Consider the following 19,413-nt stretch of genomic DNA (forward strand, 5'->3'; position numbering starts at 1 on the left):
CCGGGCCGTCGCCGATGGCCTGAGCCGAGCAGCCACGTCGTTTGAAAAACAAGGCCTTGGATCGTGGCAGCGGCAGGCGGCAATCACGGCCCCGCCTGCCGGCCGCGACGCCCGCCCGTGGCAGCCCCCGGGGTAGCGCATGGATTCAGGTGACAGCGGAAAAAGACACAGGGGCTTTGTCGCAGAGCTTCACCGCCGCCGTGTCATCCGCGTGGCCGTCGTGTATGCGGCGATCGGCTGGGTGATGGTTGAAGTCGCTGCCACCGTGTTGCCGCCGCTCAATGTCCCCGCCTGGTCGCTCACCCTGATCATCGTCCTGGTCGCGCTCGGGTTTCCGTTCGCGGTGGTCATGGCCTGGCTGTTCGATCTCGGCCCTCGCGGCATCGAGCGCACCGGCCACGATCCAGTAGCCACGAAGCCCACGCAGCTCCATGTGGATGTTGGCCAGGCACGCCGGAAGCATCAGGCATCGCCGCGTGACGAGACCCGCCGCAGCATCGCGGTGCTTGCGTTCGTCAACATGAGCGGCGACCACGACAACGAGTATTTCAGCGACGGCATTTCCGAGGAAATCCTCAACCTGCTGGTGAAGCTGCCGCAGCTGCAGGTGGCGTCGCGCACGTCGTCGTTCTTCTTCAAGGGCAAGGAGATCGACATCCCGATGGTCGCGGCCAAGCTCGACGTCGGTACGGTCCTGGAGGGCAGCGTGCGCCGTTCCGGCAACCGCGTGCGCATCACCGCACAGTTGATCGACGTGGCATCGGATTCCACCCTGTGGGCGGAGACCTACGACCGCGAGTTGCAGGATGTGTTCGCCATCCAGGACGACATCGCACAGAGCATCGTCGATGCATTGAAGGTCACCCTGTCGCCGAAGGAACGTCGCGCGATCCAGTACGTCGCGACTGCCGACGTCGGGGCCTACGACGACTACCTGCGCGGCCGCAGGTACTTCTACTCGTGGAACCGGCGCGACTCCATGCGCGCCATCGAAATGTACGAGCGCGCCATCGACAAGGATCCGAAATACGCCGCGGCGTGGGCCGGCCTTGCCGATGCCTATGCGATGCGTCATCGCTTCATGGAGCCCAGCCCCGGGCACGTCGCCAACGCCATGCGTGCAAGCGAGCGGGCGCTGCAGCTGGACCCGGACTCCGCCGAGGCACATGCCTCCCGCGGGCTGGCGCTGTACGTGAGCAGGCAATTCGACCTGGCCGAGCGGCAGTTCGAAACGGCCATGATGCTGAACCCGAACCTGTTCGAACCCTATTTCCTCTACGGAGCGATCTGCAGCTCGCGCGGAAACTTCGAAAAAGCCGCGTGGTTGTTCCTGCGTGCATCGGAGGTCAGTCCTGCCGATTACCTGCCGATCGTCTACCTGAGCCAGGCCTACAGCGAGATGGGCCGGAAGGACGATGAGCGCAAGGCGCGGCAACGCGCGATCGGATTGATCGAGCGGGCGCTGGAAGCGAATCCGGGCGACGCGCGCGCCCGCTACATGGGCGCGGCGAATTTCGCGACCATGGGCGAGAGGGACAAGGCGATCGAGTGGGCCAACCTGGCGCTGCAGTCCAGCGATGACGAGCCGATGGTCTGCTACAACGCGGCGTGCACGTTCGCGCAACTCGACGAGCACGACCGCGCGATGGACCTGCTCGAGCGTGCCGCCGAACTGGGATGGGGCGCCCGGGCCTGGATGGAGAACGACAGCGACCTCGCCTCCCTGCGCCAGAGCCCCCGGTTCCAGAAGCTGCTGGCACGACTGGGCTGATCACAGGCCGGAACACCTGAATGCGCGAGCCGGATGAACATCGCAGAACAAGCGGCCATCGACGTTTCCGGAGTGGTGGAATCCTGACGCAAGCCACAGAAAACGCGGAGCGTCATGACAGAATCATCACGTGAGCGCAGTGCCTGCAGCCGCGCACGGACGATTCACATCGTCCATGCGCCGGCAGTAGTCGGCCGCAATCCCTGGACGGATACGACACGCGCCTCCGATGATTTCCTGTCGGAGGTCGCTGCCATGCGGGGTCGGCATTCCCATGTCGGGATCGGCCGGACGACGCCATCCATCCACGCAACATCCAGCAGCGGTACGGCTGGCCATCCGATCACCAGCAAGGCCCCCAGCGACGGCCGAGAGGACAGTCACACCCATGAACAAAGACAAGCGCCTGTGCCTGTATGCGATCGGCTTCCATCTGGCCGCCGTCGTTTTCTGGTGCTATCTCAAGCAACACACGGGCCAGCCTGCACTCGGCCTGCTGATCGGATGGAGCGTGTGGTCCGGCGCGAAGGCCACCAGCACGCTGATGCAGTTGTCGGGCAGTGGCATCGCACGCTGACCTGCGCCTGCACGGAGGCGTTTTTCCGCACGCCCGGTGCCCCGCTACACTCGCGGCATGGGCCGCTGGTACGTCTACATCATCGAATGCACCGACGGCAGCCTGTACACCGGGATCGCCACCGACGTGGAACGGCGCTATGCCGAGCATGTCGCCGGCACGGGCGCCCGCTATACCCGTTCGCGGCCACCGTCGCGGCTGCTCGCGCGATTCGAGCATCCTGACCGTTCCTCCGCCAGCCGCGCCGAGTACGCGATCAAGCAACTGACGCCGGCGCGCAAGCGCGCGCTGTGCGCAGGGGACAGCGGCAGCGCATAGCCCAGCCGTGGTCCATGCCACCCGGCCGCTTTCACCTCGCGCGCAGTAGGCTTGGTTCCTTGCCTTTCGCGGAGTCGGCCATGCGCATCCTGATCACCGGTGCCACCGGCCTTGTCGGCCAGGGCGTGCTGCGCGAATGCCTGCACGATCCGGACGTCAGCCACGTCGTCTCGCTTGGCCGCCGCTCCAGCGGACAGACCCATCCCAAGCTGGAAGAACTCGTGGTGCGCGACTTCGCCGCGCTCAATGCAATCGAGGATCGCCTGCATCCATTCGATGCCTGCCTCTACTGCGCCGGTGCGCAGGTGCCGGGCGCGAGGGAAGGCGCGTATCGTCATGTGACGTTGTTCCTGACCCTGCATGTCGCGCGGACGGTCGGGCAACTCAACCCCGGCATGACCTTCATCTACATTTCCGGCGCGGGAGCGGATCCCGAGAGCCGGATCATGCCGATGCGCGTCAAGGGTGAAACCGAAAGCGCGCTCGCTGCCCTGCCATTCCGCACGGTGATGCTGCGTCCCGGCATCATCCAGCCCGGGGACGGCGTGCGCTCGCCGCATGCCGCACTCGCGGTCGCGTACACGCTCGCCGGCCCGTTGATGGGCCTGGGCGTGCGCATGTTGCCAAGGTTGATGACGACCACCGACCGCGTCGGTCGCGCGATGCTGCAACTGTTGCGGCAGGACAATCCGCCTGCGGTGGTCGAGAACGCGGAGATCAACCGGCTCGGCGCCTGAAGGTCACCCTGGCCTGTCACATCTACCGGAAGTGATGCTGGAAGGTGCGTCTCACCGGCAGGACGTCGTCGCGGCCCTTCGGGTGGATGTGCGCGGCTTCGTTGTCGCCGAGCGCGACGTGGTCGACCGTCCCGTGCGCGCGCGTCAACCGGCCTTGCGCGCGGGTGAGTAGTTGTCGAGCAATTCGCGTACGGCCTCCAACTTGACCGGCTTGACCATGTGATGGTCGAAGCCTGCTTGCCTTGCCCGCGCCCTGTCATCGGGCTGCCCGTAGCCGGTCACGGCGACAAAGACGGCGTCGGCGGTCTCGGGCATTGCCCGCAGGCGCCGCGCGAGTTCGTACCCATCCATGTCCGGCAATCCGATATCGAGGAACAGCATCTGCGGCGCCTGCTGGCGCGCTCGCGCGATCGCCCGCTCGGCATCGTGTTCCGAGGACGTGGTATGTCCCAACGCCTCCAACAGCAGGCACAGGACGTCCGCGGCGTCGGCGTTGTCATCGACGACCATGAGGCGCAGGGGGATGGGTGCAATACCGCCCGCGTCGGATGTGGCTGGCCAGTCCCTGGTTTCAATCGCTCCCGCGACGTGCGGCAGTCGGACGACAAACGTGCTGCCAAGGCCTGGCCCGTCGCTATGCGCCGAAACGCTCCCGCCATGCAGCCCCACGAGGCTCTTCACCAGCGCCAGGCCCAATCCCAAGCCTCCCTGTGATCGATCCGGCGACCGCTCGGCCTGCGTAAACAGATCGAAGACGTGCGGCAGCAACTCCGACGACATCCCCATGCCGTCGTCCTGCACGCGCAACTCGACCCAGTCCGGACCGACATCCAGTCGCACGTCGATATGCCCATCGTTGGGGGTGTATTTCGCCGCGTTGTTGAGGATGTTGGCGAACACCTGGACAAGCCGCGTGCGGTCGCCTTGCAGCAGGACCGGGTCGGTCGGAAGCTTCAGCGACAGATGCTGGCGCCGGGCCTGCACGAGGGACAGCACCTGCTCGATCGCGTCGGCGACGACGCCATTGAGGTCCAGCGTCGCTTTCTGCAGTGACACCAGCCCGCGGGTCACGCGGGAGACGTCGAGCAGGTCGTCGACGAGGCCGATCATGTGCTTGACCTGCCGGGTGATGATCTCGCTCGTCTGGCGGACCATTGCCGACTCCGGACCCGCGAGCCGGAGCAGGTCCGCGGCAGAACTGATCGGTGCAAGCGGATTGCGCAGTTCGTGGGCCAGCATGGCGAGGAATTCATCCTTGCGCCGGTTGGCGGCACGCAACTCGTTGTTCGCAACCACGGCTGCGGTGACGTCGTTGCCTTCGACGAAGATGCCGGTGACGGCGCCAGCGCCCGACCTGATCGGCTGGTACACGAAATCGATGAAGCGTTCTTCCAGCTCGCCGGAGCCGCGCTGCAGTTTCACCGGCGCCGCATGGCCACGGTAGACCTCGCCACTGGCGTAGACATGGTCGAGCAATTCATAGAAACCCTGGCCGCCGAGTTCGGGCAGGGCAACGCGGACCGGCTTGCCTGCCAGCTCACGATTGCCGACCAGTTCCAGGTAGGCCGCGTTGGCCAGGTCGAAGACGTGATCGGGCCCACGCAGCACCGCCATGATGCCGGGTGCCTGCTCGAACAGTCGCTGGAGCCGCTCGTTCTCCTCGATCCGGTTGCGCTCGTTGAGCACGTCCACCGTCGTTTCGTTCACCGCGCAATACATGCCTGCGATCGCGCCGCTCTCATCACGAACCGGCGAGTACGAGAAGGTGAACCAGGCCGACTCGTCGAAGCCCCTGCGGTTGATGGTCAATGGCAGGTTGGTATGGAACGAGGCTTGCCCATCCAGTGCCTGGACGATGATGGGATGGATGTCGCTCCAGATTTCGCGCCAGATGTCCTCGAATCTGCCACCCAGTGCCGAGGGGTGCTTGTCGCCCAGGATCTGCCCATAGGAGTCGTTGTAGAGAAACCCGAGCTCGGGACCCCATGCGACGAACATCGGGAATTTCGAGTTCAGGATCAAACCGACGACCGAACGCAGCGACTGCGGCCACCCGGCGGGATGGCCCAGCGGTGATGTCGACCAGTCGTGCGCGCGCATCATCGCCCCGACCTCACCGCCGCCCGACAGGAACACGGGCACGCCCGGCTCATTCATGCATTGCACTCCGACTGCTCCAACGCGAGGGGATCGGCCCGCAAGCGCGGACATCAACGCCGATCAATGGGGGTTCCGGATGATAGAAGCAAACGGCTGTTCAGTTTGATTGTGCAGCGCGTTCACGTCCGTGCGAAAGCCTGGTCGACAGCGATCCCGGCTGCGCAGGTCAGTGGCCTGTCGATCCGGGCCGCTGCGTTCGTCGCAATGAGCGATGGCATCCGCACTGGCGCCTTCGCCAGCTCCAAAACCAAAGGAGGAACACCATGTCGTACATCGATGGCTTCGTGATGGCCGTGCCGAGCACGAAGAAGGACCAGTTCATCGCGCACGCCAACAGCGGCGATTCGGTCTTCATGGAATGTGGCGCGACCCGCGTCGTCGAATGCTGGGGCGACGATGTCCCCGAGGGCAAGGTCACCGACTTCCGCCGCGCCGTGCAGGCCAGACCCGACGAAACGGTGGTGTTCTCGTGGATCGAATGGCCCGACAAGGCCACCCGCGACGCCGGAATGGAGCGCGTCATGAAGGATCCACGGATGACCCCAGAATCGATGCCGTTCGACGGCAAGCGCATGATCTTCGGCGGCTTCGCGCCGGTCACGGAACTGGGCAGGACCCACTGATCCAGCGCTGTCGCGAGGCGACGAGCGAGGGCGCGGCTGTGAGCATGCGTCCCATGTGGGCGGCATCGTCCGCACCAGGGGCTTGCCACTGCAATTGATGATTCCAGCTTGGACGCCCTTCACCATCACCGTGCCCCGAGAGAACCACGACATGACCAGCACGCATTCCGGCACCTGCTTCTGCGGCACCGTCCAGATCGAAGTCACCGGCTCGCCCGAGGCGATGGGCTACTGCCACTGCGAATCCTGCCGCTCCTGGTCCGCCGGACCGGTGAATGCATTCACGTTGTGGAAGCCCGAAAACGTGAAGGTCACGCAGGGCCAGGGGTCCATCGGCCATTTCCGGAAAACCGAAAAGAGCGATCGCCAGTTCTGCACGACTTGCGGCGGCCACGTGATGACCGACCATCCGGGCTTTGGCCTGATCGACGTGTATGCCGCGATCATCCCGTCCATGGACTTCAAACCCGGCGTGCACGTGAACTATGCGGAAACGGTCTTGCCGATGAAGGACGGATTGCCGAAGCTGAGGGACTTCCCGGCCGAACTCGGCGGGTCAGGTGAGGCCGTTCCCGAATAGCGGGGCGCAGTCCATGGCAGACGGTCGATTTTGAGGCGTTGTCCACGGGGCTTCGCGCCACTCGAGGGATTCCGCGCACGCGGCGTTCCTCGACCAGCCAGGGGAATTTTCGGACGAACCGGCAAGGTTCGTGGATGGACTGACTGCTGGACAGCGATGATCAGCGCAAGCCGACCGTGCCGTTGGCCGCCTGCACGAGTTTCGCCGGGTCGTAGCCCACGCCATCCTTGAACACCAGCTCCACCTGCTCGATATCGTGGATGTCCTGCGCTGGGTTGCCCCTGACGAGGACGATGTCGGCGGCCTTGCCCGCTTCGATCGAACCCAGTTCCTTGTCCACGCCGAGGAAGCGCGCGCCGTTCATGGTCGCGATCTGGATTGCCTGCACCGGGGTAAAGCCCGCCTCCACCAGCAGTTCCACTTCGCGCTGGTCGCCATAACCGGCGATCACCCCGCCGTAGCCGGTCGGGTCGAGGCCGGCGAGCAGGGTGCCGCCCTTCTCGACGAAGGCGCGCTCGAAATCCTGTTCCAGCTTGAACAGCTTCGGCCACGGCGAGTCGGTCTTCTTCGCGGTCGCCTCCCGTGTTTCCAGGTATTGCGCGCGCGCCTGCGGCAGCATCGCATCGAGCACGCGCGGGTCGATCGGTGCCCGACCCGGCACGAAGGTCTCGAACACCGGCAGCGTCGACGTCACCGCCACGTGCCTGGCGACGAGCAGCGCGATCAGCTGCTGCAGGCGCGGATCGTCGATGGTCATGGCCGCCAGTTGCGCGCCCGCGAGTTTCGTATCCGGGCAGACATCCGGCATCTTGCCGGGCAGGAACTCGGTGTCCACCACCAGTCCGTGCTCGAGGTTGTCGATGCCGAGGTCCACGGCCTCGCGGAATCCGATCGAACACAGGTGGCCGGTGACCTTGATGTGCTTCGCGTGCGCCGCATCGATCGCCGCGGCCAGCTCGGCGCGGGTGATGTGCATGTAGGCCTTGAACGACGTCGCGCCTTCGCCGATCCAGTAATCGACGGTGTCGCGCGCATCGGCGGCGCCGGTGAGTTCATGCAGCTGCGGGGCGAAGCTGCCGACGCCTTCGAGATATGGCCCGGTGGTGTGCATCTTCGGGCCGGCGATCCTGCCGGCATCGATGGCCTGCTTCACCGCCAGGTCGGTGTACGGCTCGGTGCTGCCGGTGGTGCGGATGGTGGTGACGCCCCCGGCGAGGTAGAGCTTGGGGAAACTCGACGCCTGCTCGGGATACAGCGCTTCCTTCGCGCCCGGGTTCACCGCCGGCGCCGGATAGAACATGTGGTCGTGCATGCCGACCAGGCCCGGGATCAGCGTGTGCCCGCTGCCGTCGATCACCGTCGCGCCCGTCGGCGCGCCCGCATGCGCGGCCACCGAAGCGATGCGGCCGTCGCGCAGCACGACCATCTGGTCCTCGCGCGCGGGCCCACCGTTGCCATCGATGACCCGCACATGCGTGATTGCCACCAGTGGCTGGTCGACCGTCACGAAGGAGCGCGCCTGCGTCGAGAGCGTGGGCAGCTGCGCGTGGATCGGTGCCGCAAGGCATAACGCCAGTAGCGAGGAGGCGCGCAGGGCGAACGAATGACGGCTGTGGGATCGATGCAGGCGCATGTCTTTCTCGATTGGGGTTGACGGCACCATGGGCTCGGTGGGCCCGGGCCCACCGGCGAATTGTAGTGCGGGTCTTGGCCCACATCCTCCATGCGGACGTCGGACGCACAGGTCTCGATGGACGACGAGTCGATGACTCAAGGCCGGTCTGATGCACACTGGCACGCCTTTCCACTACGGATCCCGCGCAATGTTCCGATCGCTGTCGCTCGCGTGCCTGTTGCTGTCCGCCTGCGGCCTCGCTGGCGCCGCCGAGCCACTGCTGCCCCAGGGCAAGGCTTACCACTCGCCGGACGCGTGGCGACAACCGGTTGCGCCGGTGCGCATCAGCGACCACACGTGGCAGATCGGCACCGCCGGAATCACCGCGCTCCTGGTGAGGACCGACGATGGCGCATTGCTGATCGACGGCGGCCTGCCGCAGGTGGCCGACATGCTGCTGGCCAACATGCGCGCGCTCGGCGTCGCGCCCGGGGAACTCAAACTGATCCTCGCCAGCCACGCGCATGGCGACCACGCCGGCTCGATCGCCGCGATCAAGCGCGCGACCGGCGCCCAGGTGCTCAACAGCGCCGAGAGCGCTGTGCTGATGGCCAGCGGCGGCGGCAACGACATCCATTTCGGCGACGACTTCGTGTATCCGCCCGTGCAGACGGACCGCGTCCTGCACGATGGCGAGGTCGTGGCGCTGGGCAACGTCCGGCTCACCGCACACTTCATCCCCGGGCACACGCCGGGCAGCATCGCGTGGACCTGGGACGACACGCGCTACGGAAAGACGCAGCACATCGCCTACGTCGACAGCCTCACGGCGCCCGGCTACAAGCTCGTCGGCAACCCGCGCTACCCGCACATCGTCGACGACTTCCATCACAGCTTCGCGATCGTCCGTGCCCTGCCCTGCGATGTCCTGCTGACGCCACACGCGGACGCCAGTGGATGGGATTTCGCCAATGCAGCGAATCCGCACCCGCAGCCGATGGGCTGCCAGGCTTATGCCGACGGCGCCGAGGGGGAATTGCAGGCCCAGATCACGGAAACGGCGGTCCGGTAAGCCCCAGGCTGTGCTGCGATCGCCGCAGGGCGACTTTCATCCGCCTTGCGCGCTACGCTTGGCGAGCGCCCGTACAACGCAGCGCGGTTACCAAGAGGGCTGGCTCGACCGATGGATGCATTGACGGCTGCTTTCGCGCTCATCATCGCCCAACTCTGCATCGCCCTGGTCATGACCGGCGCGCATTTTGCCGCGCGGCCGGAGCGCTCCACGCGCTACTGGGCGTCGGCCGCGATCCTCATCGTGATCGGAGTGCTCCTGGTCGTCATCGGCAACCGCGCGCCTTCAATCGTGCAGCTGATCGGCAACACCTGCCTGGTCTTTGGCGGAATCCTGCAACTGTGGGGGCTGCAGGTCTTCTTCAAGATGCCGCGGAGCAAGCTGGCATGGATGCTCGGGGCCGGCTTCTGCCTGCTGTTCTTCCTGCTCGGACTGACTGGGGCCTCGACGTTCAACCGCATCCTGCTGCTGTCGAGCACGATGCTGTTGCTGCTCGTGCTGAGTTGCCGCGTCCTGTTGATCGGCATGCCGTCACGGCACAGTTTCGGCAGCCTCCTGACGCTGGGCGCCACCGCGCTGCTGATGGTGAACAACATCGTGCGAATCGCGGCGGCCATCCGGCAGGATCCGGATTTCCTGCCAATGACCCAGTCGCCGACGGGCATCACGATCCTGTACCTCGTTCCGCTGGGCGGCATCTTCCTTTATGCAACCGGCTTGTTGCTGCTGTACTTCGAGCGACTGGTCGACGCCAAGAACCACCTGGCCACGCATGACGAATTGACCGGCATGCTGAACAGGCGCGCCATTGTTGCCGGCGGCGAGCGCGAAGTGGCGGTGGCCATCCGCAGTCGCCAGCCGCTGACCGTGGCCTTCGTCGATATCGATTTCTTCAAGCGCGTCAACGACAACCTCGGGCATGAAGCCGGCGATTTCGTACTGGCGGATATCGCGCAGCTGCTCCATGACGCGTGCCGGAACGTGGATCTGGTCGGACGTTACGGCGGCGAGGAATTCTGCCTCGTCTTTCCCGGCGCGGGCAGCGAGAGTGTCGCGCTCCTGGGCGAGCGATTGCTGGCGGCCGTACGGCAGTACCGCGTGCACGACCAGCATCCGATCACGATCAGCGTGGGATTTGCGTCGCTGCCGGATCAGGGAGGCGATCGATCGTGGTCCTCGCTGATCCACCGTGCCGACATCGCGCTCTACCAGGCCAAGGAGTTGGGCCGGAACCGCTTCTGCGTTGCCGCACAGGAGCCTGCTGCCGCATCGGGCGAGGGGTCGACCCGATCCAGTGATCGCCACATTGCCCGGCGCGCTTCAGCCCTGACGATCGCCGACCGCGTTATTCCGTCCGGGTGAGGATCCACGCATGACGTCGACCGCCGCGGCACCCATCGTCTCGATCCAGAACGTCAGCAAGACCTACGCCTCGGGCTTCCACGCGCTCAAGGACGTCAGCCTCGACATCCGCCGCGGAGAGATCTTCGCGCTGCTGGGGCCGAATGGCGCCGGCAAGACCACGCTGATCAACATCGTCTGCGGCATCGTCAATGCGACGTCGGGCACGGTGTTCGCCGACGGCCACGACATCGTGCGCGAGTCGCGCGCCGCACGCATGGCGATCGGGCTGGTGCCGCAGGAACTGTCGACGGATGCGTTCGAGAGCGTGTGGGCGACGGTGCGTTTCAGCCGTGGCCTGTTCGGCAGGCCGCCGGATCCGGCGCACCTGGAAAAGGTCCTGCGCGCGCTGTCGCTGTGGGACAAGCGCGACAGCCGGATCATGGCCCTGTCCGGCGGCATGAAGCGCCGTGTCCTGATCGCCAAGGCGCTGTCGCACGAGCCGCGGATCCTGTTCCTCGACGAACCGACCGCGGGCGTGGACGTCGAACTGCGCCGCGACATGTGGCAGATGGTGCGTGAGCTGCGCGAAAACGGCGTCACCATCATCCTGACCACGCACTACATCGAAGAGGCCGAGGAGATGGCCGACCGCATCGGCGTGATCAGCAAGGGCGATCTGATCGTGGTCGAGGACAAGCATGTGCTGATGCGCAAGCTGGGCAAGAAGCAGCTGACACTGCAGCTGCAGACGCCGCTCGGGCGCATTCCCGACGCGTTGGCCGGCGAACCCCTGGAGCTGGTCGACGACGGCCAGGCACTCGTCTACACCTTCGACGCGCAGGCCGAGCGCACCGGAATCGCCGCACTGCTGCGACGCCTGGGCGAACAGGGCATCGACTTCAAGGACCTGCACTCGAGCGAAAGCTCGCTGGAGGACATCTTCGTCAGCCTGGTGCACTCCGGCGCACGCGAAGGCAGCAGGCCAGCGGTGGCACCCGGCGGCCGGGAGACGCGCGCATGAACGCGCATGGCATCAACGTGTATGGCATCGGCGCGATCTACCGATTCGAGATGGCGCGCACCTTCCGCACCATCACCCAGAGCATCGCGTCGCCGGTGCTGTCGACGTCGTTGTACTTCGTGGTGTTCGGCGCGGCGATCGGCTCGCGCATGGGACACGTGGACGGCGTCAGCTATGCGGCCTTCATCATTCCCGGCCTGATCATGCTGTCGCTGCTCAACGAGAGCATCTCCAATGCATCATTCGGCATCTACATGCCGAAGTGGGCGGGCACGATCTACGAGCTGTTGTCCGCGCCGATCTCCCCGATCGAGATCGTGATCGGCTATGTCGGCGCGGCGGCAACGAAGTCGGTGATGCTCGGCGTGCTGATCCTCATCACCGCACGGCTGTTCGTGCCCTACACGATCCTGCACCCGTTCTGGATGCTGTGCTTCCTGCTGCTGACGGCGGTGACCTTCAGCCTGTTCGGTTTCATCATCGGGCTGTGGGCGGATGACTTCCAGAAACTGCAGGTCGTGCCACTGATGGTGGTCACCCCGCTGACCTTCCTGGGCGGCGCGTTCTACTCCATCAACATGCTGCCGCCGTTGTGGCAGAAGATCACCCTGTTCAATCCGGTGGTGTACCTGATCAGCGGGTTCCGCTGGAGCTTCTACGGGATTTCCGACGTCAACGTCGTCGTCAGCGCGGGCATGACGCTGGGCTTCCTGGTGCTATGCCTCGTGGCGGTGTGGTGGGTATTCCGGACGGGATACAAGCTCAAGGCGTGAGGGAGGCGCCCGGATGACGCCGTGGCACGCGCGGGTGTTGATCGAGGTCAACTGACCGCGCGCCGCTCCGCCAGCGTCGCGTGAAGGCCGCGGGCAGGCGCGGGACTGCCCCGCGCAGGACACTCTCCCTCATTGACGAAGATCAACAACGGCTCTCGCGTGGAAGGCAGGCTGGCTCGCGTGCCATTCCCATTCCCCGGAGATCCTTCATGCACATGCCCATCGCGTCCACCCCACGCCGCGCGCTCCGCGTGGCGCGACCTGTCCTGCCGTTGTCGCTGCTCCTGCCCCTGCTCGCCTGGGGCGCCCCCCAGAGCAACGCGCAGTGGACGACGGTGGCGAACAACGGGAACCTGATTCCCTCGTCCACCTGCGCACCCAGCGCGCCCACGCCGGCCTGCCGCACGTTCAACAGCTTCAACCAGCCGTCCGTGAACCGGGCGGGCCTGGTCGTGTTCCGTGCGCGCAGCCGCGGCGGCAGCGGCCAGGGTGAGCCGCTGCAAGGTATCTACAGGCGCAACATGGCGGCGGGTGGCGCGATCATCCGCGTGCTCGACCGCACCACGGTGGTGCCGCAGCCGAACAACCGCGGCACCACGTTCCGAGAGACGCCGGCGTTCCCGCGCATCGACGCGACGTCGTCCACGGTGGCCACGCGCGGTAACCATCCGCCGGTCTGGCAGGTGGTGGACGACGCCGGCGAGGTGGTCGAGCAGGTCGGCACCAATGGCGTCTATGCGAACCCGTTCGGTCCGGTGGTGACCGGCGAAAGCCGCCTGGGCAGCGTGCCGGCGTTCTCCTTCTTCCAGGTCCCGGAGCAGCCGGGCACGGCGTTCGACATCATCCCGGGCGCGCCGTCGGTGACCCGCCGCGACACCATCGTGTTCAAGGGCAACTACACCGTCGGCACCACCAGCAAGACCGGCGTGTATTACCGCCGGTTGACCAACACCCCCTTCCCGATCGCCAACGGCGCGCCGCTGTCGCCGGGCAGCGGCACCCTGCCGGTCGTGCTGATCGCCAACAGCGACAGCTACATCCCCGGCACGGCCACGCATTTCGGCTCGACCGCCCCGCCGACCGCCGCCGGTAGCCGGATGGTGTTCCTCGGCGTGGACAACGAAGACCAGCCGACCGCCGGCGGCATCTACCTGGCGCCGCTCGCGCAGCCGCTTCCGGCGTTGCGCGCGTTGGTCCGCATCGGCGACCACGTACCCGGCGAAGCCACTGGGCAGCGCTTCCGCCAGCTGGGCGAAGGGCTCTCCTTCGACGGCCGCTTCGTCGCCTTCTGGGGCGCCTGGGGCCTGGAGACCGAGCCGCTGGTGCTGACCTGCCCGGATGACGGCAACGCCGACCTGCTCGCCTTCTGCCGCCAGCAGTACCCGAACGGCCACACGGTGCAGGTGCCGGTGCACCAGGGGATGTTCGTGCACGACACCGTGCTGCATCGCACATGGGCGATCGCCAAGTCGCCGACGACGTTCAGCACCTTCCTGTTCTGGACCTTCTCCGGCCAGGTGCCCGGCGAGGCGACGGAAGAGGACGGCGAGCCGGCGCGCTGGCGCTCGGCGGCCTTCGTCTCGGTCTCGGGCTTGCCCTCGTCCCCACTGTTCCGCGCCGCGTTCAAGGCCCGCAAGGGGCCACTCGTGGGCGGCAGCTACGTGGACCTGGTGGACGGCATCTACCTGCGGCCCGCGATCGTGCCCGCCCTGCGGACACTGGCCGCCACGGGCATGCCGGGCACCGCGCTCGACCCGAAGGCGGTCGATCCGGACACGGGCGTCGCCCTGCCGATCACCAGCGTGGGCATCGAGCGCGAAGGCTTCCGCGGCAGCCAGCTCGTCATCAATGCGTCGATGGCCAGCGAGGAAGCCGGATGGGCGGGCATCTACCTGACGCGCGTGCGTTGACGGCGCGCCAGGCGGCCATGCCAAACGCGGCGGCACTTCGAACCCCGCCTCTCCGAAAGCCACGCGATCAGCTGCAACTCCTGCCACATGGTCGGCATGGGCGGCGTGGACCTGCAGGAAACCCCGCTCGGGCCGCCTGTGTCGATCACCGTAGCCCGGATAAGCGAAGCGCATCCGGGATCGAATCGCGATGATGCCCCGGGTGCGGCCTGCGGCCTTACCCGGGCTACGCTGGCTTGTCGATTCCGGTCCCATCCAAACGTCGCACAGGGAAGCACCCTTCCATCACCCAAGGAGAATCCGATGCCAAGCACCGTCCGCCTCCACCGCGTGCTGCGCGCTCCGGCCGAGCGCGTCTACCGCGCCTTCCTCGATGCCGATGCCAAGGCCAAGTGGCTGCCGCCGCACGGCTTCACCGGCAAGGTCCACGAGCTGGATGCAAGTGTCGGCGGACGCTACCGGATGTCGTTCACCAACTTCTCGACCGGCCAGACCCACTCCTTCGGCGGCACTTACCTGGAGCTGGTGCCGAACGAACGCATCCGCTACAGCGACCGCTTCGAAGATCCCAACCTCCCCGGCGAGATCATGGTCACCATCACCCTCAAGGCGGTGTCCTGCGGCACCGAACTCAACGTCGTGCAGGAAGGCCTGCCGGACGTCATCCCGCTCGAGCAGTGTTATCTCGGCTGGCAGCAATCGCTGGAACTGCTCGGCAAACTGGTGGAGGCCGAGGTCCAGGGGTAGGCCGCGCGCGAACACTCACGTCGGTCGAGTGGATGGAACACGTCACCGACGAGCAGTATTCATGGGCGCCACCACGCCAGCGCAGCAGGATGTCCGCCGATAGAAGGTTCGGCGGACCGTGCCGGCCGGCGCTGACGCCGGCGACGGCATCACCAGATGCGGACGCGATCCTGCGGCGCGCGCCACATCGGCTGGCCCGGCTTCACGCCGAATGCCTTGTAGAACTCGGGGATGTTCGACATCGGCCCCAGCACGCGCCACTTCGCCGGCGCGTGCACGTCGGAGAGCAGCCGCTGGCGCAGGCGTTCATCGCGCTGCTGGCTCATCCAGCCGAGTGCGTAACCGAGGAAGTAGCGCTGCGTCGGCGTCAGTCCACCAATCGTTTCACCCTTCTTGTACTGCGCCGTCTTCTCGAAGGCTTCCAGGCCGAGCAGCAGGCCGCCGTAATCGGCGATGTTCTCGCCCAGGCTCGCCTTGCCGTTGATGTGCAGGCCCGGCAGCGGTTCGTAGGCATTGAACTCGTCGACCATCCGCTGCGCGGCGGTGTTGAAGCGCGCGGTGTCCTGCGCGGTCCACCAACCCGAGAGGTTGCCCTTCGCGTCGTACTGGCGGCCCTGGTCGTCGAAACCGTGGGTGATCTCGTGGCCGATCGTGCCCGCGGCGACGTAGCCGTAGGCGACGGCGTCATCGACCTGCGCATCCGGCACGCCCGGCACCATGAACATCGCCGCCGGCAACACGATCTCGTTGTTCGATGGGTTGTAGTAGGCGTTGTACGTCTGCGGCGTCATGTCCCATTCGGTGCGATCGACGGGCTTGCCGAACTTCGCCAGGTTGTCGTTGAACTGCCAGCGCTGCGCCGCCATGACGTTCGCCGCATACGAGTCGCACCCGACCACCAGCGCCGAGTAATCCTTCCACTTGTCCGGATAACCGACCTTGGGCGTGACCGCCGCAAGCTTGGCCAGCGCCTTGGCCTTGGTGTCCGCGCCCATCCAGTCCAGGCGCTCGATGCGGTCATGGAAGGTGCCGCGGATCGCCTCGACCATGGCCGTGTAGCGCTGCTTGGAGGCCTGCGGGAAGTACTGCTTGACGAAGATGCGACCGAGCACCATGCCCATCGCGTCGTTCTCTTCATCCAGCGCACGCTTCCAGCGCGGGCGCTGCTCCTGCTGCCCGGACATCGCGCGGCCGTGGAAATCGAAGTACTCCGTGTCCGCCGCGCTCGACAGGTACTGCGCGTAGTCGTCGACCAGGTGGTAGCGCAGGTAATCCTGCAGCACCGGCACCGGCGTCCCGCGCAGCAGCGTGTCCTCGGCCGCGAAGAATTCCGGCTGGCCGACGATCACGTAGGCGGGGTGAATGCCCCAGGCCGCGAGCCGCGCGCTCCAGTCGATCGACGGCGTGTACTTCGCGGTGAATTCCGCCGGCGCCATCTTGTTGTAGTTCTTTTCCGGATCGCGCAGGTCCTCGAGCTTTCGCGACGCCGTCGCCAGCGCGGTCTCGAATGCCATCACCTTCGCGGCGGCCGATTGCGCCGTGGCCGGGTCGCGGCCGAGCAGCGTGAACGTACGCGCGATGTGGTCGACATACGCGGCGCGGATCTTCGCAACACCCGCTTCCGGATTGAAGTAGAAGTCGCGCTCCGGCAGCCCCAGGCCGCCCTGCCCGACCTGCACCGCCATCGTCGCGCTGTCCTTGTCGTCCTGTCCGATGCCGATCCGGAACAGGCTGCGCACACCGAGCGGCTGGAGCGCGAACGCCGTGTCGAGCACGCCATCAGGCGAGGTGATCGCATCGATGCGCTTAAGCTCGCCATCCAGCGGATGCAGGCCGAGGCGATCGGCCTGCGCGACATCGGTCGCGGTCGCCCAGAAATCGCCGATCTTCTGCTGGTCGCTGCCGGGCACCGCCTTCTGCGCCGCCGCCGACTCGCTGATCCCGCGCAGGCGCGCGTACAGCTCGTCATCGACCTCGTTGCCGATGCCCCATGCCGCCTCGGACGCCGGGATCGGATGTGCCTTCAGCCACCCGCCATTCGCGTACTGGAAGAAATCCACGCCCGGATCGACCGACATATCCATGTGCGCGGCGAGGAAATCCTGCGGCGCGTCAGCGGCGAACGCGCTGCCCGTGGCGAACGCCAATGCGGCCGACAGCAACGTGACGCGGAGGGAAATCGTGAGACGGGCCATCAGGCGCTCCGGGGGAAGATCAGTCGCGCACTGTCCCGGTGAAGCCCGGCAGTGGCAAGGGCTGGAGGTCATGGGCGGCCGGCGTACGATTGACCGTAGCCCGGGTAAGCGAAGCGCACCCGGGGCTTCCCCCTCGCGTCCCGGGTGCGGCCTGCGGCCTTACCCGGGCTACGTTGGCCCATCGCCCGAGCGAGACACAAGGCAAGTGGGGCTGGTCGGAAAGTGCACTCTGACCCGTGTTTCGCCTTACCCGGGCTACGTTGGCTCAACGCTTCAACCCGGCAACGATCTCCGACACGCTGAGCCCCAGCTCGAGTTGTACGCGCACGTATTCGCGTTCCTTGCGTGACAGGCTGCGGCCGACGGCGACGCGAACGTCCTCCGCATCCAGGATGCGCATGATCCTGGGCAGCGCCGAGCCGATGGCGTCGGGCCCGTAGCCCGCTTCGCGCAAGGCAGCGCTGATGAGTGTTTCGGCGTCCATGACTGTCCGATTGATTTCGCGGGGATGCATTGTGCGCCGTGCGGAGAGAAGTCGACTCCGACCCGCGTTTTTCGGACCCGCGTTTTTCGTTGGAAGCCGCCAGCCGCCAAAGAACGTAGCCCGGGTAAGCGAATGCGCACCCGGGGCACCAGCGGGAAAGTGCACTCTGACCCCTGTTTTTCACCCTGTTTTGGATCAGATCGGATCATCGATTGACCTGGCCAGCGCGGTGAAAAGTTTCGGACCGGTCTCGGTCATGTGCCAGCAGTCTTCCAGCCGGATGCCGAATTCGCCGGGGATATAGAGGCCCGGCTCGTCGGAAAAACACATGCCGGGTGCCAGCAGTGTGGCGTCGCCATGGGCAAGATAAGGCGGCTCGTGGCCATCCAGGCCGATGCCGTGGCCGGTGCGGTGAGGAAGACCGGGCAGGTGGTAGCCGGGGCCCCAGCCTTCCTTTTCGTAGTAGGCGCGCACGGCGTCATCGATGGCGCCGACCGGTGTGCCCAGCTTGGCGGTCGCCAGCGCAAGCTCCTGGCCCCGCTTGACGGTATTCCAGACCTTTCGTTGTTTCGCGCTTGGCTGGCCCATCACCCAGGTGCGCGAGATGTCCGATTGATAGCCATGCACGGTGCAGCCCACGTCCATCAGGATGACCGAGCCCTCGCGCAGGGTCTGCGGCTGCTTCGAGCCGTGCGGATAGGCGCTGGCCTCGTTGATCAGCACGAGCGCGAATTCCGGCTCACCGCCGAGGGCCACGGTGGCGGCGTTCACCATGGCGGCGATCTCGTCGGGACGCATGCCCGCGCGGACGTTGCCATGGACGTGGCGCAGCGCCGCCAGCGTGACGTCATTGGCGGTCTGCATCAGTGCGAGTTCGGCCGGCGACTTGATCAGCCGGACGGCTTTCACCAGGGCATCGCCGGACACCACGCTGTAGGCCCCCGCGCTTGCGTCGCGCACGCCGTCGACGATGAAAAGACGCGTCGTGGATTCGAAGGCGATCGGGCCGGAGGTGACGCCGCGGTCGCGAAGCGCGCCAACCAGTCGCGCGAACGGGCTCTCATCCTCATTCCAGGGCCGCACGTCGCCGCCCACCGCCAGGGTCTCGCGGATCGAGGGTTCTTCGAAGGCCGGGGTCACGACGACGACGTCGCCCCGGGCCGGGATCACGGCCGCCGTCGTACGCTCCGAGCGACGCCACTGGACGCCGGTGAAGTAATCCAGGCTCGAGCCCGACTCCAGGATCAAGGCGCCGATCTTCTGGTCGACCATCAGTCGCTGCAGCTTGGCGATGCGCGCCAGGCGCTCCTCGACCGAGATTGGTTTGGCGCCGGCGGTCATGGAGGTCAATCCGGCCAGCCCGGCAGGCGCAGGAGGCGCGGCTTTGGCCGACCGGCCGAACAGCAGGAGTGACGTGGACGCGGCGCCGGTGACAGCTACAGCCGCAGTGAGGAAGTCGCGACGACGCATGAAGACTCCGGACCGA

The 19,413-nt window shown here is 66.3% G+C and carries 17 protein-coding genes; 12 read left to right on the forward strand and 5 right to left on the reverse strand.

The genetic code is table 11. From position 1 onward, the window contains the following. Positions 1–211 precede the first annotated feature (211 nt). From GST15_RS06170 to GST15_RS06185, 4 genes are all read left to right on the forward strand, one after another. Positions 212–1,771: a TPR end-of-group domain-containing protein gene (locus GST15_RS06170; RefSeq protein ID WP_159016327.1), complete on the forward strand. Its 1,560-nt coding sequence runs from the start codon at positions 212–214 to the stop codon at positions 1,769–1,771. 388 nt (positions 1,772–2,159) lie between these two features. Continuing rightward, entirely contained in the window at positions 2,160–2,348 is a 189-nt protein-coding gene (locus GST15_RS06175) for a hypothetical protein (protein ID WP_159016328.1), read from the forward strand. Between the two features lie 57 nt (positions 2,349–2,405). After that, positions 2,406–2,666: a GIY-YIG nuclease family protein gene (locus GST15_RS06180; protein WP_199268717.1), complete on the forward strand. Its 261-nt coding sequence runs from the start codon at positions 2,406–2,408 to the stop codon at positions 2,664–2,666. Positions 2,667–2,746: 80 nt separating this feature from the next. Continuing rightward, positions 2,747–3,403, forward strand: coding sequence for an NAD-dependent epimerase/dehydratase family protein (locus GST15_RS06185; RefSeq protein ID WP_159016329.1), 657 nt, complete (start codon positions 2,747–2,749; stop codon positions 3,401–3,403). Between the two features lie 144 nt (positions 3,404–3,547). Here the strand turns inward: GST15_RS06185 and GST15_RS06190 are convergent, their stop codons facing one another. Next, a complete protein-coding gene (locus GST15_RS06190; protein WP_159016330.1) occupies positions 3,548–5,560 on the reverse strand; it encodes a PAS domain-containing hybrid sensor histidine kinase/response regulator in 2,013 nt (670 codons plus the stop codon). Positions 5,561–5,826: 266 nt separating this feature from the next. Between GST15_RS06190 and GST15_RS06195 the strand changes: the two genes are divergently transcribed. Both GST15_RS06195 and GST15_RS06200 read left to right on the forward strand, forming a co-directional pair. Further along, entirely contained in the window at positions 5,827–6,186 is a 360-nt protein-coding gene (locus GST15_RS06195; protein WP_159016331.1) for a DUF1428 domain-containing protein, read from the forward strand. Positions 6,187–6,241: 55 nt separating this feature from the next. Then, positions 6,242–6,766 carry a GFA family protein gene (locus tag GST15_RS06200; RefSeq protein ID WP_233263064.1) on the forward strand — a complete coding sequence of 175 codons (525 nt, stop codon included), beginning with the start codon at positions 6,242–6,244 and terminating at the stop codon, positions 6,764–6,766. A 160-nt stretch (positions 6,767–6,926) separates the two neighbouring features. Here the strand turns inward: GST15_RS06200 and GST15_RS06205 are convergent, their stop codons facing one another. Continuing rightward, positions 6,927–8,360 (reverse strand): amidohydrolase family protein, encoded by a 1,434-nt coding sequence (locus GST15_RS06205; RefSeq protein WP_425482211.1) that lies wholly within the window; start codon positions 8,358–8,360, stop codon positions 6,927–6,929. 229 nt (positions 8,361–8,589) lie between these two features. On the opposite strand from GST15_RS06205, the gene bla reads away from it, so the two are divergent. The 6 genes from bla (at position 8,590) to GST15_RS06235 (ending at position 15,248) form a co-directional block, all read left to right on the forward strand. After that, complete coding sequence (gene bla / locus GST15_RS06210) at positions 8,590–9,453, forward strand: subclass B3 metallo-beta-lactamase (RefSeq protein WP_159016333.1); 864 nt, start codon at positions 8,590–8,592, stop codon at positions 9,451–9,453. Positions 9,454–9,564: 111 nt separating this feature from the next. Further along, complete coding sequence (locus GST15_RS06215; RefSeq protein ID WP_159016334.1) at positions 9,565–10,815, forward strand: GGDEF domain-containing protein; 1,251 nt, start codon at positions 9,565–9,567, stop codon at positions 10,813–10,815. 10 nt (positions 10,816–10,825) lie between these two features. Continuing rightward, complete coding sequence (locus GST15_RS06220) at positions 10,826–11,818, forward strand: ABC transporter ATP-binding protein (RefSeq protein WP_159016335.1); 993 nt, start codon at positions 10,826–10,828, stop codon at positions 11,816–11,818. Continuing rightward, positions 11,815–12,591 (forward strand): ABC transporter permease, encoded by a 777-nt coding sequence (locus tag GST15_RS06225; RefSeq protein ID WP_425482199.1) that lies wholly within the window; start codon positions 11,815–11,817, stop codon positions 12,589–12,591. Before GST15_RS06220 ends, GST15_RS06225 begins: the two co-directional genes overlap by 4 nt. Before the next feature lie 209 nt (positions 12,592–12,800). Then, a complete protein-coding gene (locus tag GST15_RS06230) occupies positions 12,801–14,501 on the forward strand; it encodes a hypothetical protein (protein WP_159016336.1) in 1,701 nt (566 codons plus the stop codon). 303 nt (positions 14,502–14,804) lie between these two features. Continuing rightward, positions 14,805–15,248 carry an SRPBCC family protein gene (locus GST15_RS06235; protein WP_159016337.1) on the forward strand — a complete coding sequence of 148 codons (444 nt, stop codon included), beginning with the start codon at positions 14,805–14,807 and terminating at the stop codon, positions 15,246–15,248. 149 nt (positions 15,249–15,397) lie between these two features. On the opposite strand, the gene GST15_RS06240 is transcribed toward GST15_RS06235, so the two are convergent. From GST15_RS06240 to GST15_RS06250, 3 genes are all read right to left on the reverse strand, one after another. Further along, entirely contained in the window at positions 15,398–17,443 is a 2,046-nt protein-coding gene (locus tag GST15_RS06240) for a M13 family metallopeptidase (RefSeq protein WP_159016338.1), read from the reverse strand. A 265-nt stretch (positions 17,444–17,708) separates the two neighbouring features. Further along, positions 17,709–17,927: a polyprenyl synthetase gene (locus GST15_RS06245; protein ID WP_159016339.1), complete on the reverse strand. Its 219-nt coding sequence runs from the start codon at positions 17,925–17,927 to the stop codon at positions 17,709–17,711. 195 nt (positions 17,928–18,122) lie between these two features. Then, complete coding sequence (locus GST15_RS06250) at positions 18,123–19,397, reverse strand: M24 family metallopeptidase (protein ID WP_159016340.1); 1,275 nt, start codon at positions 19,395–19,397, stop codon at positions 18,123–18,125. Between the last annotated feature and the right edge of the window lie 16 nt (positions 19,398–19,413).

The organism is Cognatiluteimonas profundi, from assembly GCF_009792795.1.
Lineage (GTDB): Bacteria > Pseudomonadota > Gammaproteobacteria > Xanthomonadales > Xanthomonadaceae > Cognatiluteimonas > Cognatiluteimonas profundi.